Origin of the sequence: Thermodesulfobium narugense DSM 14796, from assembly GCF_000212395.1 — a bacterium.
In the GTDB taxonomy this organism is placed as follows: domain Bacteria; phylum Thermodesulfobiota; class Thermodesulfobiia; order Thermodesulfobiales; family Thermodesulfobiaceae; genus Thermodesulfobium; species Thermodesulfobium narugense.
In genome coordinates this window covers 829,454-855,980 of record NC_015499.1, presented here as the reverse complement: position 1 = coordinate 855,980, position 26,527 = coordinate 829,454, and the positions used below count along the sequence as shown (strand labels likewise).

General features: G+C 32.1%; 23 protein-coding genes. 5 read left to right on the top strand and 18 right to left on the bottom strand.

Annotated features, from left to right (window positions below):
• Nucleotides 1-3: 3 nt before the first annotated feature.
• The 10 genes from THENA_RS04370 to THENA_RS04325 form a co-directional block, all read right to left on the bottom strand.
• A complete protein-coding gene (locus tag THENA_RS04370; RefSeq protein WP_013756210.1) occupies nucleotides 4-1,407 on the bottom strand; it encodes an FAD-binding oxidoreductase in 1,404 nt (467 codons plus the stop codon).
• A gap of 68 nt (nucleotides 1,408-1,475) precedes the next feature.
• Nucleotides 1,476-2,630 (bottom strand): ABC transporter permease, encoded by a 1,155-nt coding sequence (locus THENA_RS04365; RefSeq protein ID WP_245523254.1) that lies wholly within the window; start codon nucleotides 2,628-2,630, stop codon nucleotides 1,476-1,478.
• Between the two features lie 214 nt (nucleotides 2,631-2,844).
• The gene (locus THENA_RS04360) at nucleotides 2,845-3,726 is read right to left on the bottom strand and encodes a sulfotransferase domain-containing protein (RefSeq protein ID WP_407635122.1); all 882 of its coding nucleotides are present in this window, start codon (nucleotides 3,724-3,726) and stop codon (nucleotides 2,845-2,847) included.
• Between the two features lie 237 nt (nucleotides 3,727-3,963).
• On the bottom strand, nucleotides 3,964-4,902 hold the full coding sequence (locus tag THENA_RS04355; protein WP_281054586.1) for a glycosyltransferase family 2 protein: 939 nt from the start codon (nucleotides 4,900-4,902) through the stop codon (nucleotides 3,964-3,966).
• Nucleotides 4,903-4,941: 39 nt separating this feature from the next.
• Nucleotides 4,942-6,234, bottom strand: coding sequence for a flippase (locus tag THENA_RS04350; protein ID WP_013756206.1), 1,293 nt, complete (start codon nucleotides 6,232-6,234; stop codon nucleotides 4,942-4,944).
• Nucleotides 6,235-6,264: 30 nt separating this feature from the next.
• Complete coding sequence (locus tag THENA_RS04345; RefSeq protein WP_013756205.1) at nucleotides 6,265-7,191, bottom strand: glycosyltransferase; 927 nt, start codon at nucleotides 7,189-7,191, stop codon at nucleotides 6,265-6,267.
• Nucleotides 7,185-8,213, bottom strand: coding sequence for a glycosyltransferase family 9 protein (locus THENA_RS04340; protein WP_013756204.1), 1,029 nt, complete (start codon nucleotides 8,211-8,213; stop codon nucleotides 7,185-7,187). Before THENA_RS04340 ends, THENA_RS04345 begins: the two co-directional genes overlap by 7 nt.
• The gene (locus THENA_RS04335; RefSeq protein ID WP_013756203.1) at nucleotides 8,206-9,354 is read right to left on the bottom strand and encodes a glycosyltransferase family 9 protein; all 1,149 of its coding nucleotides are present in this window, start codon (nucleotides 9,352-9,354) and stop codon (nucleotides 8,206-8,208) included. Before THENA_RS04335 ends, THENA_RS04340 begins: the two co-directional genes overlap by 8 nt.
• Nucleotides 9,339-10,430: a glycosyltransferase family 2 protein gene (locus THENA_RS04330; RefSeq protein ID WP_407635121.1), complete on the bottom strand. Its 1,092-nt coding sequence runs from the start codon at nucleotides 10,428-10,430 to the stop codon at nucleotides 9,339-9,341. Before THENA_RS04330 ends, THENA_RS04335 begins: the two co-directional genes overlap by 16 nt.
• 13 nt (nucleotides 10,431-10,443) lie before the next feature.
• On the bottom strand, nucleotides 10,444-10,731 hold the full coding sequence (locus THENA_RS04325; protein ID WP_013756201.1) for a thiamine biosynthesis protein ThiS: 288 nt from the start codon (nucleotides 10,729-10,731) through the stop codon (nucleotides 10,444-10,446).
• A gap of 192 nt (nucleotides 10,732-10,923) precedes the next feature.
• Here THENA_RS04325 and uppP point away from each other — a divergent pair, with 192 nt between their 5' ends.
• A complete protein-coding gene (uppP, locus tag THENA_RS04320) occupies nucleotides 10,924-11,685 on the top strand; it encodes an undecaprenyl-diphosphatase UppP (RefSeq protein ID WP_013756200.1) in 762 nt (253 codons plus the stop codon).
• 1 nt (nucleotide 11,686) lies between these two features.
• Here uppP and chrA read toward each other — a convergent pair whose 3' ends face one another.
• The 8 genes from chrA to THENA_RS04280 form a co-directional block, all read right to left on the bottom strand.
• Nucleotides 11,687-12,844 carry a chromate efflux transporter gene (gene chrA / locus THENA_RS04315; protein ID WP_281054585.1) on the bottom strand — a complete coding sequence of 386 codons (1,158 nt, stop codon included), beginning with the start codon at nucleotides 12,842-12,844 and terminating at the stop codon, nucleotides 11,687-11,689.
• Between the two features lie 187 nt (nucleotides 12,845-13,031).
• Nucleotides 13,032-13,259, bottom strand: coding sequence for a hypothetical protein (locus tag THENA_RS04310; RefSeq protein ID WP_013756198.1), 228 nt, complete (start codon nucleotides 13,257-13,259; stop codon nucleotides 13,032-13,034).
• A 90-nt stretch (nucleotides 13,260-13,349) separates the two neighbouring features.
• Nucleotides 13,350-14,612: a hypothetical protein gene (locus tag THENA_RS09620; RefSeq protein WP_013756197.1), complete on the bottom strand. Its 1,263-nt coding sequence runs from the start codon at nucleotides 14,610-14,612 to the stop codon at nucleotides 13,350-13,352.
• Nucleotides 14,587-15,297 carry a glycosyltransferase family 2 protein gene (locus THENA_RS04300; protein ID WP_013756196.1) on the bottom strand — a complete coding sequence of 237 codons (711 nt, stop codon included), beginning with the start codon at nucleotides 15,295-15,297 and terminating at the stop codon, nucleotides 14,587-14,589. Before THENA_RS04300 ends, THENA_RS09620 begins: the two co-directional genes overlap by 26 nt.
• Nucleotides 15,298-16,320 carry an NAD-dependent epimerase/dehydratase family protein gene (locus THENA_RS04295; protein WP_013755774.1) on the bottom strand — a complete coding sequence of 341 codons (1,023 nt, stop codon included), beginning with the start codon at nucleotides 16,318-16,320 and terminating at the stop codon, nucleotides 15,298-15,300. It abuts the gene before it with no gap.
• 90 nt (nucleotides 16,321-16,410) lie between these two features.
• Nucleotides 16,411-17,592, bottom strand: coding sequence for a nucleotide sugar dehydrogenase (locus THENA_RS04290; RefSeq protein WP_013755773.1), 1,182 nt, complete (start codon nucleotides 17,590-17,592; stop codon nucleotides 16,411-16,413).
• Nucleotides 17,593-17,621: 29 nt separating this feature from the next.
• Nucleotides 17,622-18,047 carry a GtrA family protein gene (locus THENA_RS04285; RefSeq protein WP_013755772.1) on the bottom strand — a complete coding sequence of 142 codons (426 nt, stop codon included), beginning with the start codon at nucleotides 18,045-18,047 and terminating at the stop codon, nucleotides 17,622-17,624.
• 161 nt (nucleotides 18,048-18,208) lie between these two features.
• A complete protein-coding gene (locus tag THENA_RS04280) occupies nucleotides 18,209-20,164 on the bottom strand; it encodes a hypothetical protein (protein WP_013756195.1) in 1,956 nt (651 codons plus the stop codon).
• A 364-nt stretch (nucleotides 20,165-20,528) separates the two neighbouring features.
• On the opposite strand from THENA_RS04280, the gene THENA_RS04275 reads away from it, so the two are divergent.
• The 4 genes from THENA_RS04275 to kdpB all read left to right on the top strand — a co-directional run bounded on the left by THENA_RS04275 (nucleotide 20,529) and on the right by kdpB (nucleotide 26,521).
• Complete coding sequence (locus tag THENA_RS04275; RefSeq protein ID WP_013756194.1) at nucleotides 20,529-20,897, top strand: carbonic anhydrase; 369 nt, start codon at nucleotides 20,529-20,531, stop codon at nucleotides 20,895-20,897.
• Nucleotides 20,898-20,932: 35 nt separating this feature from the next.
• Nucleotides 20,933-22,666: a hypothetical protein gene (locus tag THENA_RS04270; protein WP_013756193.1), complete on the top strand. Its 1,734-nt coding sequence runs from the start codon at nucleotides 20,933-20,935 to the stop codon at nucleotides 22,664-22,666.
• A gap of 102 nt (nucleotides 22,667-22,768) precedes the next feature.
• A complete protein-coding gene (gene kdpA / locus THENA_RS04265) occupies nucleotides 22,769-24,463 on the top strand; it encodes a potassium-transporting ATPase subunit KdpA (protein ID WP_013756192.1) in 1,695 nt (564 codons plus the stop codon).
• Complete coding sequence (gene kdpB, locus THENA_RS04260) at nucleotides 24,464-26,521, top strand: potassium-transporting ATPase subunit KdpB (RefSeq protein ID WP_013756191.1); 2,058 nt, start codon at nucleotides 24,464-24,466, stop codon at nucleotides 26,519-26,521.
• Nucleotides 26,522-26,527: the final 6 nt, after the last annotated feature.

Here is a 26,527-nt window from a genome sequence, read left to right as displayed (position 1 = left end):
TTTTCACACGTAATCAACTTTTATTTCTTTAGTCATAATTATCTTGTTTGGATTCATTATATTTTGTGGGTCAATTGCTCTCTTAATATCAGAAAAAAATTTTATTCCCTCCTTTTTAAATTCCCTTTCCATAAACTTTGCCTTCACAACACCTATTCCATGTTCTCCTGTAAGAGTCCCACCAAGTTCTATGCAGTAATCAAAAATTTCGCTAACTGCTTTTTCTACCTTTTCCATTTCTGCTTTATCTCTCTTGTCCGTAAGGAAAATTGGGTGCATATTACCATCTCCAACATGACCGCAACTGCCTACAAGAAGGTTATATTTCTCTTTAATTTCATGAATTCTTTTCACCATAAGAGGAACTTTACTTCTAGGGACTGTAGCGTCCTCAGTAATCGCAGTGGGCTTAAGTCTTGCCAAAACAGGGAACAAGGATCTTCTTGCCTGCGTTAGTCTCTTTCTTTCGTTCTCATCTTTTGCAACCTCTATAGACCTAGCACCAGTAGTAGAACATACATCTTCAACAATTTTGGCTGATTTTTCAACATCTTCTGGCTCACCGTCAACTTCAATCAATAAGAGCGCTTCAATATCTCTTGGCAAACCAACCCTGTTAAAGTCTTCAATTGCGTTTATAGATACCTTATCTAACAATTCCAAAGTAGACGGTATAACCTTGTTTTCAACAATTCTGGCCACTGCAAGACCAGCTGATTCAATCTCATCGAACATCACAAGCATAGTCTTTATCTTTTTTGGAGGATAAATTAGTTTTAGCATTATCTTTGTGATAATTCCGAGCGTGCCCTCTGAACATACAAAAAGATGAGTCAGGTCAAACCCAGGAGAGCCTCTAAGCGAGAGACCGCCTGTCTGGATTATCTCTGAGCTAGGTAGAACAACCTCCAAACCTATTACATAATTTTTTGTAGTTCCATATTTTAATCCTCTTAAGCCTCCTGCTCCCTCTGCCACACAACCGCCAATTGTAGCCACAGAAAGGCTACCTGGATCTGGAGGATAGAACAAACCTTTTTTTGCTACCTCAGCATCTAAGACTGCAGCTACTACTCCTGGCTCAACAATAGCTATCATATTCTCTGTATCTATATCTAGAATTTTATTCATTCTGCCTAATTCAAGTACTATTCCACCCTCAGCAGGTATTGGGCCTCCACTAATACTTGTGCCTGAACCCCTTGGATATATATTAATGTTGTTTTCCCTTGCTATTTTTATAACTCTTGAAACCTGATTCGAATTAGATACAATTACTACTACATCTGGTACTTTATGTAGTTGAGTTGCATCATAAGAATATACAAAAATATCAGCATAATCAGTAAGAACATTTTCTTTTCCGACTATATGTTCCAATTCACTTAAAACGTTTTTTGGTATCATCAATCTCACCTCTAATTGAGTTTTACAACTTTTTAAGAGTATTGTCAAATATGTGATAAAGCATAAATTTATCTCTGCAAGATAATTGCAGGGTCAAATGAGCTAGCCTTCAAGGCTGGTCTAATACCCGAGACCAGTGCAATCAAAGTAGCAAAACAAAAGGCAATCAAAAAAAGCAATAAGCTTATAGAAGTAGGTATACCAGTAAATTTATGCAAAACAACTGAACAAATAGTTCCAAATATTGTGCCAAAAAAGGCACCAACTAAACTTATTACAAATATTTCAAGAAAAACCTGTATTGTAATTTGAAATCTAGTAGCTCCAAACGCCCTTCTAAGAGCAATTTCCTTTTCTCTCTCAGATATAGATGCCTGCATAATGTTCGATACGACAACAGAACCTATAATCAAAGATATCAAAATTGCAGCAACCAAAAAGATATTCATAGTTAAGTTAATATTATTTAAGAATTTAATTATTTGATCAGGAGTAACAATAGTAAAATCATCAGGAAGTCCATTAAAAATTTTGTGGTTACGTCTTAAAATATTGCTAATTTCAGGAACCGAAGAAGCTATATATGATTGTTTTTCAAATTTTATCCTAATTGAAGAAAGATAGGTTTCATTTACCATCCTCTTTAACATTGTGTTCAATGGAATGATTATTCTATTGTCTCTGTCATTGCCATGAGGAGATGTGCCCTCCGGGCTTAATACTCCAATAACTACAAAGGGCGTGTTTTCTATCCTAATAGTCTTTCCTATAGGATTTTCACCCAAAAATAAATCTTTAACAACTGTCTGTCCTAATACAGCTACTCTTCTCACATGAAAATCTTCATTGTGAGTGAAAAACCTTCCCTCTATAACGTTCCAATCCCAAGTGTCGGGCCAGGATGCATTGGAACCTGAAACTGTAGTATCAATATTTTGATCTTTATACTTGGCATTCATTGTGCTATTGAAAGCTGGCGATATTGACTCAATACCATTGATCTGAGATCTTATTGTTTCTACATCCTTTAGTGTAAGCGTAGTAGATTTCTCAAAGGGCTGCCCCGGTTGTCTTTTTCCTCCTGCAAGAATTACAATTGATTTTGGACCGAATTTTTGAAGAAGGTCGTTTACCTGTTCTTTTGCACCAAGGCTGATAGAAGTAACTAAAGTAATAACCAAAATACACAGCGCAATGCCTGAACTCATAATAAATACTCTCAAAATTTGCCTTAAATTTATTTTTATTGTGGACAAAAGAATTCTTAATAGCATATTATTTTAATTATAGAATGAAACTTATTTGGTTAGAAGACTTATTTGACTATAAAAAATGATCTTAATACATTTAGTGTTAAAAGAAGACTTATTTTAAACTTAGTTAACAAAAAAGCCCACAATTAATCGAGGGACAAGTCAGAAAATTAGATAACAAATTTCAAGTTAACCATCTTGACAAGTCCCTATCTATCAACTTTTGAAGTCTTATTATGTCTTCTTTGTAAAAATCTATTAAATATTTTCTTGTATCAGCGTTCATCCTTTCGGCTTTAACAAGAAGCTTGTGCATAAATTTATTCTTAAGCTTAATTCTAAAGTTTTTCGGAAGAAAATTCTTGATTACAGATTTAAAAGGATTTGGCTTATTTAAAAAGTTGTACAGAGATCTGTGTCTTGGGATTCCTGATTCGTTATATTTTGTCTCGAGATCGTCTGGAACAAATTCTGAATCTACGTCTAAGAAATTAAAAAGTTCTTTCATCAGACAATGAGGATTTATTTTAAGATCCTCAAATAAACAAACCTTTGTGTTCTTAAAATTTTCAAGATATGCACTTACTTGATTGAAATACAAACCAACTGACTTATAGTGCCACATAAATTCCCAATTATCTTTTATTCTTTTTTCCTCTTCATTTAGTGCGTTCTCAAAAGACAAATTCTCTCTTCCATCTCTAAGATGATAAATATATGAAGAATAGGCTCTATCAATTGGATTTCTGAGGATAATAAAAATCTTAACCTCTTTACCTAAATGTTCTTTAATTTTTGGTATCACAGATTCGTAATAATATAAACTGTCCACACTGCATTCACCCAAAATTTTTGATCCATTAGAATTCAAAAACAACCTCTTGTATTCCTCAAATGTCTTTATAATATCCCTTTCCCCTTCAGAATCGCCTGGCCCATTAAAATTTCTGTGCCCAGATATATAAGAAAAGAACTTAGGTTCCTTAACCTTGCTCATAAAGACCTGGGGGTGCTTTGAGAGATAATGATACAAGCTAGTTGTTCCTGCTTTTGGTGCACCTACAATTAAAAAATTCGGAAGTTTATATTTAGTATTAATTTTTAGCTCACCCTTTGCTAAATTAATTAGATTAATTGAAAATCGAACCTAATCCTTAATTAGGATTACGAATAATCTATCAAAAAGGTAACAAATTTTTATTTGTAGGAGTGTGAGAAGTAGATAAATCTCTTTTTAATTCCTCTTTATCAAAAAAAGCTTAACGCAAAATCTCAATAAAAAGGAGTTAAAAAAATAAATTGGCTATTTAACTTTTATAAATATTTTTCTAAATCTTATATGAATATATGAATACCAAAAGCTGGAAAAAAATTTTTTAATACTTCTAATCCTATTAAGTACTTCTGGAGAGAATACAATAACCATTAACAAGAAAATCCAATATTCAATTTTCAACTTATGTTTTTTTATAGCTAAAATAATATATTCTTTGCTTAATGCTTTATTTGAAATCCAAGCATATTGTTTGCCCAAAATATAATATAACTGCGATAGAGTTTTATTTGTCATATCCTTACCATAAGAATCTGTAATATAACTTAACGCTTGTATAGAATAAATACCAGTTTGTTTGTTAATACTATTAGGACTATCATAATAGTAATATAATGGTTCATTTATGTATTTAAATTTATACTTTTGTGATAATTTTAATGCTAATTCCCAATCTTCAAGCATCCTTAAATTTTCAGCAAAAAGTGGTTTAAGTAGACAAGTTCTTGGTATTGTTAATCCAGATGTATCAACAAAATTACCTTTTAATAAGTTTTTATATATACAACCTTCTTTTCTAACATTTAATGGTAAAAACAATTTTTTTTCATTATTTTTAATTTTATAAAAATTTGTGTAAATAACAAAATCATCCTCATTACTTAGCATAAATAAATTAATAGTTTTTTCAACTTTTTGTGGTAAATATTCTATATCATCATCAATAAAGGTTATGAAATCTCCTTTTGCAACTTCAACACCAATGTTTCTAGAAATTGAAGGTCCTTTGTTACTTTTATTTTTTAAATAGATTATGTTTTTATTGTTAGTTATAAAATTACGAATCAAATCTTCAGTGCCATCTTCTGAAAAATCATCAATTATTATAAACTCAATATTAGAATACGTTTGCTTTAAAACTGAATTTATTGCTCTTGTTACCACATCCTTTCTGTTAAACGTTGGCATTATAATACTTACAAGAGGTTCATTCATAATTTAAAAACCTTATATAAATATCTGTTTTTCATTTTTAAATAAATAAATAAAATCAGCTAATGTAATAAATATTTCAGTTATTACTACTGAGTAAGCTGTTCCAACATCTTTAAAAATTGGAACAAGGATCAAAGACAAAAATATGTTTATAATTGAGCCTATCATAATTATTTGTGTAAATATTTTTTTGTATCCAAAATTCACCATTGTTAAAGTACCTAAAATGGTGCCTAAAGTTATAATGAATGGCAAAAAAGACAAAATTCTAAAAACTGAAATTGAATTTTGGTAATCTTTACCAAAAATTAAAGTTATAATAATATTTGAAAATATGAAATTAATTAGAGAAAAGAGAAAAGAGGTTATACCAAACAAAATGAGAAGTTTTTTAATAAATACTATAGTTAATTCTTTAGAATTTAATGACAATTTACTTATATAAGGATAAGATGCTTGAAATATTGGATTCATTAGCCCTTGAACAGCTCTTATAATCTTCTCAGCTGCAGAATAATATCCCACAATTTCTGAACTCGCAAATAAGCCTAGAATAAAAGTGTTTGAAATTGTATACAAACTTATAGCTACAGTAGATATAAATATATGCCATCCTTCATTTAGATGATATTTTATGCTCTCTATATCTGGCATTATAAATTTTACATCAAATCTGTTAAAAATTAACCACAAACCTACCGTACCAGATAGCACCATGCCTATCGAATTTATCAGTGGCACATAAATATAATCAGATTCTTCATGAATGAATACGAAAATTGCAATAGTAAAGATTAGTCGTGCTAGAACGCTTAACAAAGTGATATATTTCATTCTCTCTATTCCCTGGAAAAACCAAACTGGAAATAATACATTTCCTACCACCATACCAAATGTAAAGATATAAAGCAGCAAGTCATCTCTAAACTTTGCAAAGCTAAGTACAACAAGAGCCATTATCATAAAGGATAAAATAGCCAGTAGGATTTGAATAGTAATAACAGAGCTAAATATTTCTGAAACCTTTTGAGAACTTTCTCTATTTATTGAAATTTCTCTAGTAGCAGAGAGGTTGAATCCGTAGTTAGTTAATATTTGAAAGTATCCAATGAAAGCTTGTGCGAATGCTACAAGTCCATAGTGTGAGGGTCCAAGCACTCTTACAAGATAAGGAAGGGTAATCAGTGGGAAAAGATAATTTGCAACCTGCAATATAGAAAGAGAGAAAAAATTACTAACCAGTCGTTTCTTCTCTTGGCTATTAAATATATTTCTAATAGAAAATAAGTTTAACAAATCTACCACTGTTCTTTCATGATCATTTTGAAAATAAGTTTATTCATCTTTTTTATTCCACCAACCCTTGTGCATGCTGAATTTCTTAATTAGAAATTTTGGCAATATCTTATAGTTAATGCCAAGCTTATAACCAGTATACTTTAAAAGATTTCTTACAATATATTCAGGCAAGTATTTATATAGCCTATTTTTGATTAAGAAATTTAGCTCTGACTTTATATATCTTTTGCCCTCTCCCTGCGCGCTGCCAAACTCTTCCAAAAGCCACCTTTCAGAATTGTGAAAGACACCGATATCGAAATATCTTCTAAACTCTTCAAATACAGTGTAGTTATGGGAGTGAAACACTATTGCCTTTGGCTCATAAACTATCTTATACCCAGCCTTCAAAAGCAGTGCGCCAGCGTAGGTATCCTCTCCCATTATAAGGCTTTCTTTGAAATAGCCTATCTTATCAAGAGCAGTCTTTCTATATCCACAAAAAGAATTAGACATAAAAGCTGTTTTTATGCCGTATTTAGACTTGTCTTTATATTCCTTAACTAAAAACTCTTCAGGATAGTTAAATAATCTTAGATGTCTTCCAAAAGGGTTGGTGTTTTTATAGCAGATTTGCCTGCCATAAACAGCGCCAACATCTCTATCTTGGAAATGCGATATCAAGTTAGATAGTGAAAGCTCATCAAACAACAGAGCGTCCTGTGTAAAAAATATTAAAATATCGCCAGCCGCTATTTTGGCTGCATATGAACGCGTGCCGCCATGATCAAATTCTTTTTTTGGAATTACATAAACTAAAGCCTTAAATTCTTTAGCTAACTTAACAGTATTGTCAGTGGAAGAAGAATCAATTACTATAATTTCTGATTTCACATCACATTTTTTTAGATTTTCAATTAAACTCTGAAAAAATCTTTCCAGATACTTTTCAGCATTATATGTCGGAATGATCACGCTTAGCATAGTGTTTTATTAACCAGGTTTAGAACTTCATCGACTTCGATAGACTTCATACATATATACTCATCTGATGTATTTAGACATTTCGGTTTATTGAAACACGGATAAAATTTGCAAACAGACCTGCCTTTTGAAATAACATAGCAGTTTTTTGGTTTCCATATTTCCCAGTCATTTGCCCCACTTATCATGATACTCATAACTCCAAGGGCGTTTGCAGCATGAATAGAGAAGCTGTCAAGACCTATTAAGAGAGAGCATTTAGAAAGATTTAAAAAAAATTCATCTAATGGGGTTGTCTTAATAAAAACTCTTTTTTCATCGACAGCAGCCTTAAAAACTTTATTAAGTAAAGAAAATTCATTATTCGAACCAAAAATCCAAATTGTATAATCGCTTTTTAAGATATTTATTAATTTTTCCCACTTATGAAAATCCCATAATTTACAATCCTGACTAGCCATTGGATGAATGCCAATTATTTTATTTGTTTCTTTATCTTTGCCATTTATATATATCTCTGGAGGCAAAATTTTAGTACATCCTAGCTTTGATAAAATAAAATCTTGAATATCATAAATATTTTTAACCTCAGCGGGTATGCTGATACACTTATCAGTAAACAAGCAATTATTTAATCTAATCAGATTTCTAAATGGATGCGATTCATCAAATTTAATTGATATATTAAATTTTGACCTAACTAATTTACCAAGCAAGTTCTCTCTTATGTCACCAATGTTATTTAAAACGAAATCATATTCATTCTTAGACAAAAGGTTTATAATCTTAATAAGTCTAAAAAGTTCTTTAAAGTTAAAGTTTTTATTCGTGCCCATAGGAAAATTGGAATAATATATTTCATTTACATAAGGATTCTTTTCAAAAATCTCTTTAAAATCATATCTAGTCAAGAGGTCAATCTTATAATCAGAAAAATTATTCCCAAAAGAGTTTATCAGAGAAGTAGAGATTATAGCATCGCCAAAATTTCTGGCTGAAATTATTAAAATTCTTTTATTCATTAGATAATCTTCCTCTGATTAATTCTATCGATCTATCGAAGACCATTTCAGGCGTTATCATCTTCATACAAATATTGTTTTCACAATTAGTTTTATAGCATTTCTCACATTCTACGTCGATCTTAATAATACTAACATTTCCAAAAAATTCAATTGGCCTAAATACATTAAAATCAACCACTCCACTATATAGTGCAAGAGTTCTTACGCCTAACATTGCAGCAGCATGAGTGGGACCGCTATCCAAACCTATAAACAAGTTTGCACTTTTTATTATAGAAAAGAGTTCCATCAAAGAAGTTTTATTTGTTAGATTTATAAGTTTTTTATTGTCAAGCCTATTATACTCTTTTGATTCATCTGGCGTAATTTTGCCAACTAATACGACAGTATATCTTTCATTTAAAAACATATTAATTAGCTTTATGAAATTGTTAATATCCCAATCTTTAGAGCGAGCACCAGTTTGACCCACAGCAATTACTATATATTTATCTTCTTTAATAGGATTGGGAGCTTTCAAATCATAATAGCTATCTAACTTTTTAACTTCAGGAATTTTAATTTTGAAAAAGTTTAAAAACTTGTTGTAGGTCTCGGTAATATGTTCTCCATAAGGATATTCGAGCACTTTGTCAAGCAAAAATCCTGCGCCGCCCACATTGAAACCTACTAAGTATTTGTATTTTGAAAAAAGGCTTATAAACGGGATAATATTTATGTCTCCTCTTACCTCAAGAACTATATCAACATCTATTTTTGAAAATGATTTTATAGCAGAAAGAATAGAGTTATTATTTGACCTTGAATAAATTTTTCTTGGATGTTCTAAAATGATTACTTCATCTGTTCCTTTTAAATTTGACGCAAGCTCAAGGGTATTCTTGTTAATAGCAAGAACAATCTTACCATTAAAATTTTTTCTAATCTCGCTGATCATTGGCGTACTTAGCAAAAAGTCACCAATGTGTCCCATTTGAACAATACAGATAGACCTAAAGTTATTAATATCCAGATTATCAAGATTGTCTTTGTTTTTACAAAAAAATCTATACCCAAAAAAATCAACAAATCTTTTTATAGGAGTCATTTTAGAAGTGGGGTTTAGATATGTGATTTTTCTTGCTATGAATTTATCCATTCTGGCTTTCCCATTTTCCCTCTGATTCCATCAAAAACTGCTATTAATAGAAATCTAATTCTCTTAAATTTTTCATCGTCATAGACAATGATTCCAAGTATCAGCCTTAATACAAGATAAAAATTTATAATGAAAAATAAATAGAAATGAAAAGTTCCGAAAAATTTTTTAGTAAAATAAAATCTATTTCTCAAGTGAAGACAAGGAGTTTGCAAAAATCTTTTAAAATTATTCCTTAAGCTCTTTCTTCCAAAAAAGCTCTTTATAGTACCATAGCCTGTACTTGCACCAACTTTATGATATATTATTGATTTACAACAACAAAAAATCTTCCAACCACATCTTCTAACCATAAAACAAAAATCATATTCTTCAACCTGCATAAAATATTTTTCATCAAACAGCCCAGCATCACTCAAGCATTCTTTCCTTGCCAGCATACTTGCACCAAATAAGGCACCTTCAATTTCAAAGCCTTCTCTAAAATTTTGAGCGTCTTTAGAGTTGAAAGCTATCCATCTAAAAGACTTGTTGTCCCAGGGTATTATTTTGTTGCAACCGCATAGTGCCTGAATAGTATCTGTACGGTGATAATACTTTATTTTCGATCCTACCAAGCCAATTTTATTGTCATCATCAAATATTTTCAAAGCACAACTAAGAGCATTACTATCCACAACAGTGTCATTATTCAAAAACCAAAAAAAATCAGCATCGCCCTTTTTTAATGCATATTTAATGCCAAGATTGTTGCCAAAAGAGAATCCTCCATTGTAACCTGATTGAATAAAGATCAAACCATCGCCGTTAAGATCTTTCATGCTTTCAAACTCAGTGTCTTTGTAGAGAGTGTATTTAACTGGCTTTGATACAGGTGGAAAGGAAAGGCTTCTTAGGGGATTGTCAGGATTTACCCAAACGTCCAATCTTCCTTCAGCCCATAATTTTAGACATTCAATAGAATCATTCACCGAATGGTTGTCAACTACGATTATCTGAAAGTTTGGGTAGCTTAACTTGAATAAGCTTTCAATACACTCAATAGTATCATACCAATTGTTATAATTTACAAGAATGATGTAAACTTTTTTAATTTTTTGCTCCTCTTATGCCAAGCAGTGTTCTTACTACACCTGGTGTTCCAGGTGGCACAAGACCTACTCTATCACCTGGTCTAATCTTTTCCTTCAAGCCACAGGTATTGTGATTTATAAAAATAGCCTCTACATCATCTTCGCTAAGGTTTAAGATTTTAAGGAGCTCATACCCATCAATTTCTCTGTCCAGATCTAAGATATAAGGTTGATCCCATCCTCTATCTTTAAAAACCTTGTATAACCGGGCAAAAGCTCTTATTTCAATATTTTTTTTATCCACATTTCACCTCAAAAATTTAAAAGTCACCATGACAAACATATAGTATATAATATTTTGTCTTAAACGTTCTTAGCATAATTTTTTACCACATCTTATAAACCTAATTTGACAATAAACTGTTTTTAATATAAATTTAATCACGTGTTTTTAATATTATAAAAACAATTTCTCAAGTAAGGGAGAATAAAACTAATGAATCTAATCCATGCTATCATACTGGGCATTGTCGAAGGCGTGCTAGAATTTCTACCGGTTTCTGCTGCTGGAAACCTTACTCTTGTTGGAAGACTCTTATCAATTCCCTCGTCTGATTTTATAAAGATTTATGAAATAATTATGCAGCTTGGCGCAGTCATTGCAGTATTGATTCTATATGCAAAAAGACTTTTGGTAGATCACGAAACTATAAAAAAGATAATAGTAGCTTTTATACCTACGGGGATCATCGGGCTACTCGTTTATAAATTAGTTAAAAACTTTCTTTTATACAACGATACTATAACAGTATTTTCATTAATTGTCGGCGGCATAATCATACTTCTCGTTGAATATAAGAAAATTAAGCCTTCTACATTAAATATTTCAAACATCAGCTACAAACAGGCCCTAGCAATTGGGTTTATCCAAACCCTTGCATTCATACCAGGAGTATCACGTTCAGGAGCCACAATTGTTGGTGCAATGCTACTGGGTATTGAAAGAAAGGCTGCTGTAGAGTTTTCTTTTTTGCTTGCTATTCCTACAATTTTGGCAGCTGGATCATATGCACTTTTAAAAGACCACTCAGCAATTACAGGACCTAATCTTTTGCCAATGGCAGTGAGCTTTTTGACTGCACTCATATTTGCAATAATATCAGTAAAGACTTTTTTGAGATTTATATCTTCAAACAATCTAAAACCATTTGGTTTTTACAGAATAATAGTAGGGGTACTCTACTCAGTCTTTAGATAAGCTAAATATGAATTATCATAAAAACATTTAACACGATACTAACAATTGCAGTAACAAGAATTACCCACAAAGGGCTAACCTTAAGTGTCAGCGCTGTAAAGGAAAGCATTAATATAACAAGCTGCTTAATATCCCAGTTAATTAAGGTCGCAAATGTAAAAGTAACGTTTATTAATAAGCCAACAAAAGAGCTCAATATACTCAAAATAAGCCTTTGAAATATCCAAAAATTTTTTAATCTGCTGAATATAGGCTCAACAGTAACGAGAACAATTAAAGCAGGCAAGTAGATGCTCGTCATTGCAACTACTGCTCCTAACATGCCAAATTTTACAAAGCCTATAAACACAGAAACCATTCCAGGGCCAGGAGTAACCCTACCAAATATCATACCGTCTAAAAATGTTTGAGGAGATATCATGTGATATTTTTCTACTATTTCTTTAAACATCAATGAAGTTCCAGAATAACCGCTTCCAAAAGATACTATGCTTATTTTGGCAAATGTAGAAGATAAATTATAAAGATTTTCGTCGTAGAAGGAGGAAAATAGTAACACTGAAATTAAAACCAAGAACATAATTAAAGCTGATTTCAGATTTTTAAATAATAAATATTTTTTTTCTGAAAAACTCTCTTTTTTTGAATTTTCTTTTATGTCATTGAAGAGAAAAAAGCCTATAATGGCAGATACAAAAATTGTCAAAAATGAGCTAAATTTCAACCAAAACAGCACAGTTCCAATGACAGCTACAAAAAGAGACCTAGTGCTTTTGATATTCATCTTTGATATAACAAACGTAGCTTGAATCATCAATGCTACTATTACAGTTTGAAGATTCATAAAAATTTCCTTTGTAAAATTTGAATCCTTTGTAACAACATAAAAATAAGAAAAAAAGATAATAAACAAAAATGAAGGCGTCATAAAACCAATAAGACTTACAGCTGCGCCGGGAATACCGCACAATTTTAGCCCAATATAACTACAAAGCTGAATTATAGTAGCACCAGGAATAGTTTGACAAAGAGCAAGTCCTTCCATAAATTCTTTATCGCTAAACCACTGTTTTTCTTTAACAATCTTTTTATTTATATTTACAATCATCAATAAACCACCAAATGCAGTCAACCCAAGATACAAGAAAGTCTTAAATATTTCATGCAGATTTGGGGATCTAAAATTGGGATTTTTTAAAGATTCTAGATTTTCTTCAGTTATTTTAACGCCCTCGCTTCAAAATTTTATTTTTAAATATATTAACATTTAATTTATTTATAAGTCACTGAATAAAAAGATGAGGGCGAAATTTTCCGCCCTCAAAGGCTTAAGAAACTAGAAGAGCCTAGTGATGCCACTTATCATAATAGTGATCATAATAGTACTCGTGATGGTGATGATGCCACCAATACCAATCGTGATGACAATTGAAACAATGATCAGGTGTTAGAATAATCTCTACATCAGTATTTACAGCCCCAGGCAAGATATTTGCAAATGAATTTTGTGCAGGAATAAAAAGCATTAGTGAAAAAATTATAATACTTAAAAATGTAACAACAAATCCTTTCAACTTATTTCACCCCTCTTTCATCTTAATAATTATCTTCTTTAGGTATACTATACATACGGCCAAAGAAGTCTAAAAGTAACAAATTAAGGATTACTTTTTATAACAACTCAAATTATAAATACCCAGTCTGTGAGATTCTTCATAAATATTCACTGCATGCTCCTCTTTATCAAAATAATAAATGCACTTTGATTTTAGATCTGAATCATATTTAATAAGATTTCTAACTCCATTTGGCATAGCAATAGAAAAAATAAGTACAGATAAAACTAGTGAAAAAATATAAAAGTACTTCTTTGCTTTAGGGTTTCTATCTGACAAAATTGATAAATAGTTAGAAGAAAGTAAAATAATCGGATACATAGTATATCTTGAGCTCAATGCCTGCCAGATACCAAGATGTATTCTATCAATAGCAACTGCAAAAGCAGTAAGCCCCACAGCCAACAGGATCAATATTTGGAATTCGCATCGCTTTTTAAAAGCTATATAAATTGAGCAAAGAAGAAAGATCAAACCAACGATATATTCATATCTCGTTATGATTTTTACATTTCCAATAAAGTTTAAGCTATAAATAACTATATCAAATAGGTGCATAGGAACATATGAAAATGAAGGAATAGAAGATGCAAGATGATATCTAAAGAATATAAAATAAAAATATGAATTCAGTAGAAATAAAATAGCTGTAAAAATTGCTTCTTTATTTCTTTTTTTAAAAAATAAATAAACCACAGCAGGAATATAGAAAATGAGTCCCCCTCCACCAGTCCATACTCCTAAGGTAAGAAAAAATTGATATAAAATTGCACTTTTAATTGAAAATTTATAAACTAAAAAATAATACGAAAGAAGTAAAAATAATACTTGATAGTACTGCTGGATAGAAGCCATCGACCATGACATCAATGTGTGCGTTAAAAATGAAAAAAATATAATTGAAATTGGTAAAAGATATTTATAGTGCCTGTATTTCTTTTTATAAAGCCTATAAAATACAAAAAATGAAAATATCCAGCCAAGATTTCCAATAATAGAAAGTATGTAAAAGTTTGCCTTGCCCATAATACAATATTGCAACAATTCAACTACTCTATTGAAAAATATCCTGTGTTCGTTGTGTTGAGAAAACAAAAGCCAGACTTTCTCGCCAAGATTATTGCTGGTAACAAATTTATTTAGAAATCCTAAAACCGCATCATAGTCATCATCAGCAGGAATATTTATAGAAAAAATTAAAACTGCTGAAATATAAATTAGTAAAGGAAGTATTACCAGTAAAAAGTAAACTTTATCTTTAGAGTCATCTGTAAAACCAAATTTCTTAAAAATATCTCTTAAGTACTGCATATAAATACCACTTAATATATTTTGGAAGCCATCTAAAAAGCTTAAAGTTAGATTTGCCCTCAGACCTGTCTTTCCAGGTAGAAGGTACTTCAGTTATTTTGCCACCGCTTAGGAATGTCTTCACAGTTATCTCCATGCCTATCTCAAAGCCGCCAGTACTCTCTATATTTATCTTTTTTAGAGCGTTCCTGCTGTACATCTTGAAGCTATTTGTTACGTCGTGGGTAGGTATGCCTGTAAGGTAGTGAAGGCTGATGCCTGCCAATCTGGAAAGAAGGCCTTTAAGCTTTGGTCCGCCAAATTGAGCACCGCCCTTCATATACCTTGAACCACAGACCACATCGTATCCATCTTTTATCAAGTCAAACATCCTGTCTGCTACAGATAGGTCATCAGATAGATCAGCCATCACTACAAGCACCGCATCTTCAGTAGATTCCTCTATGCCTGTCTTTATAGCATTTAGAGCACCTTTGCCATATTTATTTTTCAAGAGAGATACTTTGTAATCATTTAAGCTAACGCTTTCTAGTGCCTTTAAAGTGGTATCCTCATCAAAGTCATATATTATGTAGATTTTGTTGTAGGACCTTATCTTGTCATTTATTTCTCTTAAGGTTTTTAGGATGTTATTTCCTTCGTTGTAGACAGGAATTACAATTGCTAAAGTTGTTTCACGGTTCAATTAAATCTTACCTAGCTCAATTTGTTTTTTTATCCATGGGATTATCTCGTCTAATGCATCTTCTAAAGTAACTTTTGCCTCAAAGTTTAGAAGTCTCTTTGCTTTGGATACGTCAGGGGATCTCTTTTGAACGTCGTATGGGAAGGGTTCGTCAGATACGTATCTGAAAGGCTTTGAGTCGCCGTAAACCTTTTTCCAGATAATCTGAGCTAGTTCAAGGACAGTATGAGCTTTGGAGGTAGATATGTTAAAGTCCTCGTTTATAGCATTTTCGTTTTCAATACAGTATCTAATGCCCCTTGCAAGGTCTCCTCCATAGGTATAATGTCTTAGTTGGTTGCCAGAACCCAGTATGTGAAGAGGATCTTGACCCTTTAGGACCTTTTGAACCAGATCTGGCACTACGTGGCTCATAGCAAGCTTTACGTTGCCAGACATAATGCTCTCATCAGAAAGGGCTCTTCTTTCCCCTATTCCAATACAGTTAAATGGCCTGATGATGGTATATGGCAATCTGTATTGCTCCCATGCACCCTGAGCAAAGTATTCGCAGGCAAGCTTTTGAAAGCCGTAGGTAGAGGATGGAGGGGGGCATCTTCTCTCTTCTCCTTCAGGAGTAGGAAAGATTGACGTGTTTTCAAATACCATAGAGGATGAAAGAACGTTTATCTTCTTTAACTTCTTGTTCCTAAATGCCCAGATTGCAGCGTCAAAGGTAGATGCTATTATTCTTTCGTTTTCAGCCAAGAGATCGTATGCAAACTTGTGAAAATATGATATGCCGCCTATCATGGCAGCTCCTGCTACTACTTGATCGCAGTCAGAGATTAGATCCTTTAAGAGCTCAGTGTCCTTTACGTCTCCTTGCACAAACCTATAATTAGGATTGTTATCATAGCTTTTTGACAACTCCCCGTACTTAGAAAAGTTGTCTATTCCTACTACCTCATGACCGTTGTTCAAGAGCTCTTCTACAAGGTATCCTCCTACAAAACCAGCAGAACCAGTTACAAGTATCTTCATTAAATTAGCCTCCTCTTTGATTTAAAGCTTTAAAGATTTAAAGCTTTTAATTTATTTTTTTAGTTAATTTTTTATTAATTTTAACAGGAATTATTTTTGTTTGCTGCGCCATGGATCAATTAATATCTTTTCACTAGGTATATTTAGGCTAGAGTATCTGCTGTGTGGACAGCCTATGAATATGATGTCGCATTTCTCTATTAGTTCATCTTCAGGCAAAAACCTAGGATCTTTTATGTATGGGTCTGAGCAAAAGAGCGTGCAGTTTTCAAATTCTAAGATGTGTTTTAACTTGTACGCAAGAGACTCTCTCTTGTCATCGCAATCTGGCTTAAATGCCATGCCAAGAATGCCTACTACTTTGTTATCAAGAGATACTCTTTGCTTTAGCTGCTCAACAAGAAAGTAAGGCAGCCCTTCATTTACAAGCATAGCAGCATGACCTAAGAAGAAGTTGTTTTTGCTAAAGGCAGCAAGCTGCATTGTATCCTTGAAAAGACATGGCCCTGCTGTAAAGCCTGCCTTAGGAAAGTCCTTTGCTCTGGGATAGTTATATACAATAGCGTCATATATCTTGTAAAAGTCAAGATTGTTTTGAAGGGCAATCTGATAGAACTGATTTGCAATAGAGAACTTTATATACCTGTAGACGTTTGTAAAGAGCTTTGCTAATTCTGCTTCCATAAAGGAGAGCCTTATTACTTCTGACGTAATAGTCTTAAATAGCTTTTCAGCTTCAGAAAAAGATTCTTCGTCATCAGATGAGATTATCTGAGGAAGATTAGATATTTCAGCTATAGCATAGCCCTGGGCAATTCTTTCAGGACAAAAGGATACCCTTGTCTTCAGATTGTTTCTTCTAAGGTAATCAACAATCTTTTCAGTAGTGCCAGGATATACCGTGCTTCTCAAGATTATATGCTGGTCATCTGAAAATAGATTTATAAATCGTGATAGAAAGTCTCTAAATAAGACAAAGTTAGGGGACAGGTGCTCATCTACTGGGGTTCCTATTACTATGACGATGAACTTTGAATCCTTAATTACATCTCTTTCGTCAGTAACGAAAAGGGTTTTATCAAGAGTATTTTTTAGCATCTCTTCAGCGCCCTGTTCCATAAAGGGCATTACTTTATTCTTTACCAGTTCTATTGCATCCTTATTTATGTCATACAGGATAGTTTTTAGATTTTTGTTTGCAAAGGATAGACCAAGTGGTAGTCCCACATGACCTAAACCGCCAACTATACATACGTCATACTTAAAGCTCAATTTAACCTCCAAATTTAGTTAAGTAAGATTTATCTCTTAAAGATTGCCTTGTCGTAGACTACATAATTTAACAGTGAAGCTATTCCGATTCCAATTGCAACGTTTAATATATAGTTTAATTTAAAAAAGTAGTCAAAGAAGGCAAAAGAAACAGTTCTGATGACAATTGCAAATGTGTTGGAAGAGTAGAAAAGAATTAATTGTTTGAAAAGCTTGTAGCCTTTTTCAAAAGCGCAGTCTCCCCAGGTCCAGGCCCTGTGCAGGAAGAATGCAAACAATATGCTCAAAACCAAGGCAATAAAGTTTGAAGCGTTTTTTAAAAAAGTAGAGTTCATCTTGAAGAGATCTATAAAGATATATATCAGAAGAAAGTTGAAAGCAGCAGAGATTAAGCCTATCAGGATAAACCTGATTACTCTTTCTTTATGCGAGAGAAAAGTTTTATCAGCATTCAATTCTAAGTCTTTAATATGGAGCCTCCAGTTATATGGTAATTCACAATTATTCTACATTACTTTTCAATATTTAATTCTATTGGCTTAGAATCATAATAGCCTGTTTCATCATAGTTTACTATTCTTAGGGTTAAAAATTTTTTTACTTAACGATTAAATCCCTAGCTAAAACTAGAATTATAAAAAATCACATTATAGCTTTTATCATAATCTAAGTTTATTCCCTTTGTGGTAATTGTAAAAGATTTTATTTTCAAAAGATTATAAGCATCTTTACTCATTAAATCGTTTAAATCCCTTTGATTTCTAATAAAATATTTTACGAATAAATGATCTTTTGATACACCAGGAATAAATCTGTACGGACCAACTATTTGATTATTTGAAAGCTTAAAAGATATGTATATTTGACTAAAAGGTTTGTAAAGAATATCTATAATATGAGATATAAGGGTCGGATTAATATAAATATCCATAAAATCAGCGTTTGAAGGCAAATCTATCCATTGGTTTAAGCCAGTTTCTATACTTGATATAGAAGTCAAATTTAAATCATGACATGATTTTTTTCTTGTAAGAAGGCTGTACTTATTTCCAGCAATTTCAGTTCTATAACAAGACAAGATCGTCATAAAAGTATATGGTTCAGAGAACAAAGGATATCTGTTATCAATATCCTCAAATGTGTAAATTATTTTTTGTAAAGCCACATCGCTCAAAATTTGCTTTGCATTTTGCTCATCAAGATATGGAGTATATGCAGAATAGGCTTGTGGGACTACTTGTGGAATAAATTTAAAATTATAGCCTTGAGACATCATAAGATCCCAAGGGATTATTGTAACAGGCTGATCTCCAATAGACTGAAGAATTGATGGATCAACTTTAAATTGGTTGCGGATAGCGCTATTTATTGATTGCTGAAGTTCAATTCTTTTGTGTTTGCTAAAACTAAGATTGCTCAGACATACAATATTTCTTGCACCATTTATGTAAATTATGCCACCAATAACGTTAAAAAAGAATATAATCAAGAAAACAAAATTTATAAAACTATTTGACAATTTCATTCTTGAATAAAGAAAGATAATAAAAGCTAATAAAATTAGACAAACTGTAAAAAAGGATAAAGTATGTCCGCCAGTTATTATATTATCCTGTCTAACAAAGCCCTCTTTAAACACAAAAAACAATAAGAGAAAAAGTAAAAAAAGTTGAGAAAAAAGAATTTTCTTCTTCTTTTTATAAGAAATTAAAATTAAATAAACAAAATATAAAAGCGTAATTACTGCAACTAGTGTTTGCAAAATCTTACCATTTAAAAACATAGCTGGAGTATATCCTTTTATTATTTCATATATTCCCATAAGGAGAGCAGGTAAATTAGACAAATTTTGTCCAATAATTAGATAGATAAGTAGAAAAACTAATATGAATGAAATCAATCCGACAAAGCCTTGAAAGAAAATTTTTTTATCCCTGAAGCTATATACCATCAAAAATGGATATACTAGAAGAAATAATATTGCAAAAGGAATAACGTTAAATTTAATAAGCGAGCTAAATGCGAACAAAGCCCCAGACAAGACATATCTTATCAAGATAATCTTATTATTTTTTATAAAGTCACAATTAAAAGTATCAACAATTATAAGGGTCGCCATCAGGCAAAGAAGCATTGAGATAGGAATAGAAGATGATACTATGATGGAAATTGCAGATATTAATACATAGAAAAAATAAAAAGTAATAGAACTTTGACTATTAGAAGAATCTTTTTCTTTGAAAACGCACAAATATACAAAATAAATAAAAAAAGCATAAAAAACTAATCTTACAAAAATATTTGCAATAGCTGTTATAAACCACAACAAATGATTGCTATAAAAATAAGTATTCTCCAAAAAGCCAAGAGGACCAAAGGTAAATATTATCTCTTTTCCCCATTGCAAATTATTTAAAAATGCATATCCAAGAAGCCATGCCCAAGAGGTATCCTGAGTATCAACAACTGGAGCAAACACCTTAACCAAATCAGGGATAGTTGTAAGAATAAGAAGAAATGTAGCAATAATTAAAAAAGTTTTTTTCTTCAATCTTTTTGAAATTCCTTTCATAACAATGGATTTTTAACCTTATTTTATATGATATAAAAAAATTTTGCATACCACAAATAAATTAACATCAGTTAATGGTATCGTATAATTAATAGGAACTCAAAGACAATATTGTGAAAAATAAATTTAGATACTCCAAGAACAAGAGATAATGGTTTTAAATCATCAATTTTGCCAGAGAGGTAAAGAATTACGTTTATACGTAATGATGTTCAAAAGCTATGTTTAGTGCTGGACTTTCAAGAAAAAAATTAAGTTGACATTAACAGAAATACTATTTAATTAAAGTTTTCTGAATACATGATACGATTCTCAATTTTTTAAATTCTCCTGCTAAAATAATAAAGAAAAAGAGGTGATAATTTTGGAGTTTGCAAGCGCAATAAATTGCATGGATGGAAGGACTCAAGAACCAGTTATTAACTGGTTAAAAGCAAATTATGGTGTTAAGTATGTTGATATGATTACTGAAGCAGGTCCAATTAAAATTATCTCTGAAAATTCAGATAGTTGCATAATAAATTCTATTAGAGAAAGATTAGACATTTCCATAAAAGCTCATGGTTCTAAACTTATTGCAATAGTTGGGCACTATGATTGTGCCAAAAATCCAGAAAGCAAGAATGTACAGATAAAACAGATAAGAGAGTGTATAAATATAATCAAAGAGTGGTTCGAAATTGAAATTATAGGGCTTTGGGTTAATGAAAATTGGCAAGTTGAAAAGATATAGATTCATATTGCTCTCCCATCAATAATTTTTTTTGAATGAAAAATAAGCTCATCAGTTGTTTTCAAAAAATTAAAGATTTTTCATCAAGTTTACCTTTAAAGGCGTACAAAATTTATACATTTTCTTCACTTATATTAGTTGCAGCAGCAATTATTTTTTATTTTTATACCAGCATAAAATTTTCTGTAAATATGCCATATTCAGATGATTATGATGCAATTTTAGACTTCATAATCAAATTTTATACTCATAACGACTTTGGTTACAGGCTATACTTATTTTTTTCTCAATTTCACGAGCATAGAATTGTTTTTGACAGACTTATTACACTATTTTTTTTCAATATTTTTGGCAAGATAGATTTTAAAATATTATCAATTGTTGGAAACTTTGGACTTCTCTTTATAATATTATTTTTGTTTATCTTTTTTAAGAAAAAATATAATTTGAAAATATCAGAATTATTGCCAGTAGTCATAGCAATGCTCTCCTTTTCTCAGTGGGAGCTAATGTCGAACTTTCCAATGGCTTCCATTCAGCAATATTATGAGCTTCTTTTCTCGATTATTTCTATCACAGCATTTACTTGTGAAGGATATGGCTTTATATTTGGAATAGTATTTTTTGTAATAGCAGTCTTTACTGGCGGAGGCGGTCTATTCGTATCTCCTGTCATTCTTTTATATCTATTGTTAACAAGGCAATACAAAAGATTTTCAATTTTTTTGATTGTGTCTATCATAATTTTTTATATTTACTTTCCTCTTCTGCACTACATCTCGCCTCCGATAAAGGATACCTTAATTTTTTGTTTAAAAAACCCCGCCTCACTATTAGGCTATATGTTGATTTTTATAGCATCAGCTGCCAAAAACTATGCTTTAATTTTTATTCTGGCAATACTTTTGGTATTAAATTATTTATGGATCTTGCGAAGAAAATTAAATAAAAATAATCACTCTTTAATATTACTCATTAGCTTTATATTCTTGACATCTTTGGTAGTTGGCTTAAATAGAATTTTTTTAGGATTTGATAGCGCAATGTTTTCAAGATATACAATGTATTCTCTTTTCATGTTCTCTTTATCATACATTTCACTTTTTTTAAATGCCAAAGTTGAAAATGACAGAAAAATAATAGCTCTTTTTGGCTTTATATTAGCTATTGTTTTATATGTATCCTGGGTACCAACAGCCTATTCAGAACTATCTGACAAGCAACATATGTTAAACAGTTTGATGTCTTATCCATATCAGGACAAAGCGTTTGAAAACATTAAATTTGCCAAAAATCAGGGGTGGTTTACCCCCCAAAAAAATGTTTATGAAAGAACAAAACGAGAATTTTACCTTGCAGAAAATATAAAACAGCTCAGAAAATATAGTGCACCCCCTTTACTCGTACTTACTTATTTCAATCAATATCCCTTTCCATTTGAAAATAAACAATATAAATTAGTGATAAATGTATACGACAGCATAAATTTATATGGCTGGGCAGTTGATCCATTCGCGCTGAATACAGCATCATTTTTGTACGCTGATATCGATGGCAAACTTTATCCATTGACTTATGGCTTCCCAAGAAAAGACGTCGTTAGACTTTTCAAAATTCCCCAGTTCAAATTTTCAGGATTTAATTCTAACGTGAGCATAAAAGACCTCCCAAATGGTAAACACGAATTTAGTTTGATAGTAGTAAATCACAACGAAACCGCGTATTATCAAACAAATAATATAACCTTTTATAAGGAAATTCATGATTAAAGCTAATACAACATATATATCGTTTTAATTTAATAACACCTCTATTTAAGTTATAATTACTTTTTAAGTAATAGCAGATTTGTAAAATTTCAGGAGGCAGAAATGAACTTATTTTTAGATCTCTTACAATTTGCTCTTTTCATTATACTTTTAACACTTTGTGTAAAACCCTTTGGTCTTTATATAGCTAAAGTTTTTCAAGGAGAGAAAATTTTTATCTCGAAAATCATCTCACCAATTGAACAGTTTGTTTACAAATTGAGCTTTGTAAATCCAGAAAATCAAATGGATTGGAAAGAATATGCCGTGTCAATGTTACTTTTTAATATGATTGGCTTTATATTTCTTTTCTTACTGCTTTTAACACAACAACTTTTGCCCTTAAATCCTGAACACTTTCAAGGTTTTTCTCTTGATCTTGCGCTAAATAGTGCTATAAGCTTTATTACTAATACAAACTGGCAAGCTTATTCAGGAGAGTCTTCTACAAGTTATTTAACTCAGATGCTTGGCTTTACAGTGCAAAATTTTTTAAGCGCGGCCACAGGCATCGCAATCCTTATTGCGCTAATTAGAGGCTTTGCAAGCAGACAAACAAAAGTTATTGGGAATTTTTGGGTTGACATAACGAGAACAACTTTATATATTCTTTTACCATTATCAATAATCTTTGCTGTTTTTCTAATAAGTCAGGGAGTTATTCAAAATTTTAATAATTATCAAATAGTTCACTTTGTTTCTTCTCAGATTATTCCGATGGGACCAGTAGCTTCTCAGGAAGCAATAAAGTTAATTGGTACCAATGGTGGAGGTTTTTTCAACGCAAATTCTTCACATCCCTATGAGAATCCAACCCCTTTAACAAACTTTTTAGAGGCTTTTATGATAATTATTATCCCAGCTTCACTCACATATACGTTTGGAACTATGATAAAAAACAAAAAGCAAGGTTGGGCAATATATTTTGTGATGTTATTTTTGTTTGCCATCTTTCTAAGCATTCAATATAGCGCTAATACTGGAAAAGATCCAATTATTTCAAATTTAGGAGTAAGTGGCCCTTATATAGAAGGTCAAGAAGTCAGATTCGGTGTAGGCGGCACTACACTATTTTCAACAACAACCACAGCAGTCGCATGTGGTGCAGTAAACGCCATGCATGATTCACTTTTACCTCTTGGAGGTATGATACCAATGATTCTAATGCTCTTAGGAGAGGTCGTGTTTGGCGGAGTAGGCTCAGGACTGTATACGATGCTTGCTTTTGTAATAATAGCAGTCTTTGTTGCAGGTTTGATGATAGGCCGTACTCCTGAATTTTTAGGGAAAAAAATAGAAGTAAAGGAAATGTGGATGTCGATAATCATAGTGCTTACATCAGGTATTTTAGTATTGATATTTACATCTATTGCGCTTGTCACAAAGGGAGGTTTGAGTTCCATTTTAAATCCTGGTCCTCACGGTTTGTCTGAAATACTATACGCATATGCATCCACTGCAAATAATAATGGGAGTGCTTTCGCAGGTTTAAATGCAAATACCCCTTTTTATAATATCTCAACAGCTTTAGCTATGTTAATAGGACGTTATGTACCTGCAGTTGCAGCTATTTATATGGCAAGTTCTCTTGCAGAAAAAAAATATACTCCTCCAAGCATTGGAACCCTTCCAACTGATTGCGTCCCGTTTATGATTTGGCTTGTTTTGATAATAATTACTGTTGGAGCTCTAACTTTCTTTTCAGCGCTAGCATTAGGACCATTTCTTGAAAACTTAATTATGCAAAGAGGTTTTTAGATGAGTGTAAAAAAATCAGATCTTTACAGCCCTGAAATATTTAAAACTTCTCTTATTAATTCCTTCAAAAAATTAAATCCAAAGGAATTAATCTCAAATCCAGTTATGTTATCTGTTGAAATTGGCAGCATACTTACAACTCTTGAGTTTATACGCCAAATATTTTTTAAAAGTAATATACCAATCTGGTTTACAGGATGGGTTTCAATATGGTTATGGTTTACTGTAATATTTTCAAATTTTGCTGAAGCTTTTTCTGAAAGTAGAGGAAAAGCACGAGCTGAATCATTAAAAAAATCAAAAACTCAAATAATGGCAAAAAAGCTTGAAAACGCTTCATTTGATAGCAGATACATTACAATACCGTCCACAGATTTAAAAAAAGGCGATATAGTTCTTGTTGAGCAAGATGATTTAGTACCTGGTGATGGGGAGGTAATATCTGGCGCTGCACTGGTAAACGAATCTGCAGTAACCGGTGAATCTGCCCCTGTTGTTAGAGAAGCAGGAGGAGATAGAAGTGCAGTTACAGGAGGGACATTAGTAATCTCAAATAGTATTATTGTAAAAATAACATCCAATCCTGGAGAAACCTTTTTAGACAGAATGATTTCAATGGTAGAAGGCGCAAAAAGGCGAAAAACTCCAAATGAGGTAGCGCTTGAGGTTTTATTGATAGCGCTTACTTTGGTGTTTATATTCGTAGTGATCAATCTAAAAGCACTTTCAACCTATAGCATCAATTCTTCGGGACATGGCTCACCTATTTCAATTGTAATACTTATAGCTCTGTTTGTTTGCCTTGCCCCCACAACTATTGCCGCACTTCTTCCGGCGATAGGCATTGCAGGAATGGATAGACTTTTCAGAAAAAACGTAGTTGCCTTGTCTGGGAAAGCAGTTGAGGCAGCTGGAGACGTAAACGTGTTGTTACTTGATAAGACTGGTACTATTACGCTTGGAAACAGGCAGGCAGTAGACTTCATACCAATAGGAAAACACACAAAGGAAGAATGTGCAAGAATTGCACTAATGTCATCTTTGACAGACGAAACGCCAGAAGGCAGGAGCATAGTAGTTTTGGCAAAAAATCAGTATAACCTTAGATTTCAAGAATTACCTTCTAATACTGAAACAATACCATTTAGCGCTAAAACCAGAATGAGTGGAGTAAACATTGATTCTCATAGATATAGAAAGGGTTCTGCAGACGCAATAAGTGATTATATATTACAAAACGGCGGAAGTGTTCCTGAAGACATGGAAGAAGTTGTTATGGAGATTTCTAAATCTGGTGGCACGCCACTGGTAGTTACCTATGACAACGAAGTTATAGGGGTCATAAATCTAAAAGATATATTAAAAACTGGCATAAAGGAAAGATTTGAGCAGCTGCGCAAAATGGGAATAAAGACTGTGATGATTACAGGAGACAACCCTCTAACAGCTGCCACTATAGCAGCGGAAGCAGGAGTAGATGATTTCTTGGCTCAAGCTAAACCAGAAGATAAGCTCAGACTTGTAAAAGAATATCAACAACAAGGTCTAATGGTTGCTATGACAGGAGATGGCACAAATGATGCACCAGCTCTTGCCCAGGCCGACGTGGCAGTTGCTATGAATACAGGAACACAAGCCGCCAGAGAAGCAGCAAATATAATAGACTTAGATTCTAGTCCTACAAAGCTGTTAGATATTGTAGATATAGGAAAGCAACTTCTCATGACAAGAGGTGCTCTTACAACCTTTAGCATATCTAACGATATAGCAAAGTACTTTGTAATAATTCCTGCCGCTGTAATTTCTATTTATCCTCAGTTAAACGCCCTAAACATAATGCAACTTTCTAATCCATACTTAGCTATTTTATCTGCAGTTATTTTTAATGCTATAGTTATTCCTTTGCTCACGCCTTTAGCATTAAAGGGAGTATGGTACCGACCAATGAAAGCAGAAAACTTGCTTATTTTCAATCTACTTATCTATGGTTTAGGTGGCTTGATTGCACCGTTTATCGGCATAAAATTAATATACTTAGCATTAAGTTTATTTATTTAAGTGAGG

Excerpts from the sequence above, each read along its gene's own strand:
- THENA_RS04370 (WP_013756210.1), bottom strand. The coding sequence starts at position 1,407 with ATGATACCAAAAAACGTTTTAAGTGAATTGGAACATATAGTCGGAAAA.
- THENA_RS04355 (WP_281054586.1), bottom strand. The coding sequence starts at position 4,902 with ATGCCAACGTTTAACAGAAAGGATGTGGTAACAAGAGCAATAAATTCA.
- THENA_RS04345 (WP_013756205.1), bottom strand. The coding sequence starts at position 7,191 with ATGCTAAGCGTGATCATTCCGACATATAATGCTGAAAAGTATCTGGAA.
- THENA_RS04340 (WP_013756204.1), bottom strand. The coding sequence starts at position 8,213 with ATGAATAAAAGAATTTTAATAATTTCAGCCAGAAATTTTGGCGATGCT.
- THENA_RS04335 (WP_013756203.1), bottom strand. The coding sequence starts at position 9,354 with ATGGATAAATTCATAGCAAGAAAAATCACATATCTAAACCCCACTTCT.
- uppP (WP_013756200.1), top strand. The coding sequence starts at position 10,924 with ATGAATCTAATCCATGCTATCATACTGGGCATTGTCGAAGGCGTGCTA.
- THENA_RS09620 (WP_013756197.1), bottom strand. The coding sequence starts at position 14,612 with ATGCAGTACTTAAGAGATATTTTTAAGAAATTTGGTTTTACAGATGAC.
- THENA_RS04295 (WP_013755774.1), bottom strand. The coding sequence starts at position 16,320 with ATGAAGATACTTGTAACTGGTTCTGCTGGTTTTGTAGGAGGATACCTT.
- THENA_RS04280 (WP_013756195.1), bottom strand. The coding sequence starts at position 20,164 with ATGAAAGGAATTTCAAAAAGATTGAAGAAAAAAACTTTTTTAATTATT.
- THENA_RS04270 (WP_013756193.1), top strand. The coding sequence starts at position 20,933 with ATGAAAAATAAGCTCATCAGTTGTTTTCAAAAAATTAAAGATTTTTCA.
- kdpA (WP_013756192.1), top strand. The coding sequence starts at position 22,769 with ATGAACTTATTTTTAGATCTCTTACAATTTGCTCTTTTCATTATACTT.
- kdpB (WP_013756191.1), top strand. The coding sequence starts at position 24,464 with ATGAGTGTAAAAAAATCAGATCTTTACAGCCCTGAAATATTTAAAACT.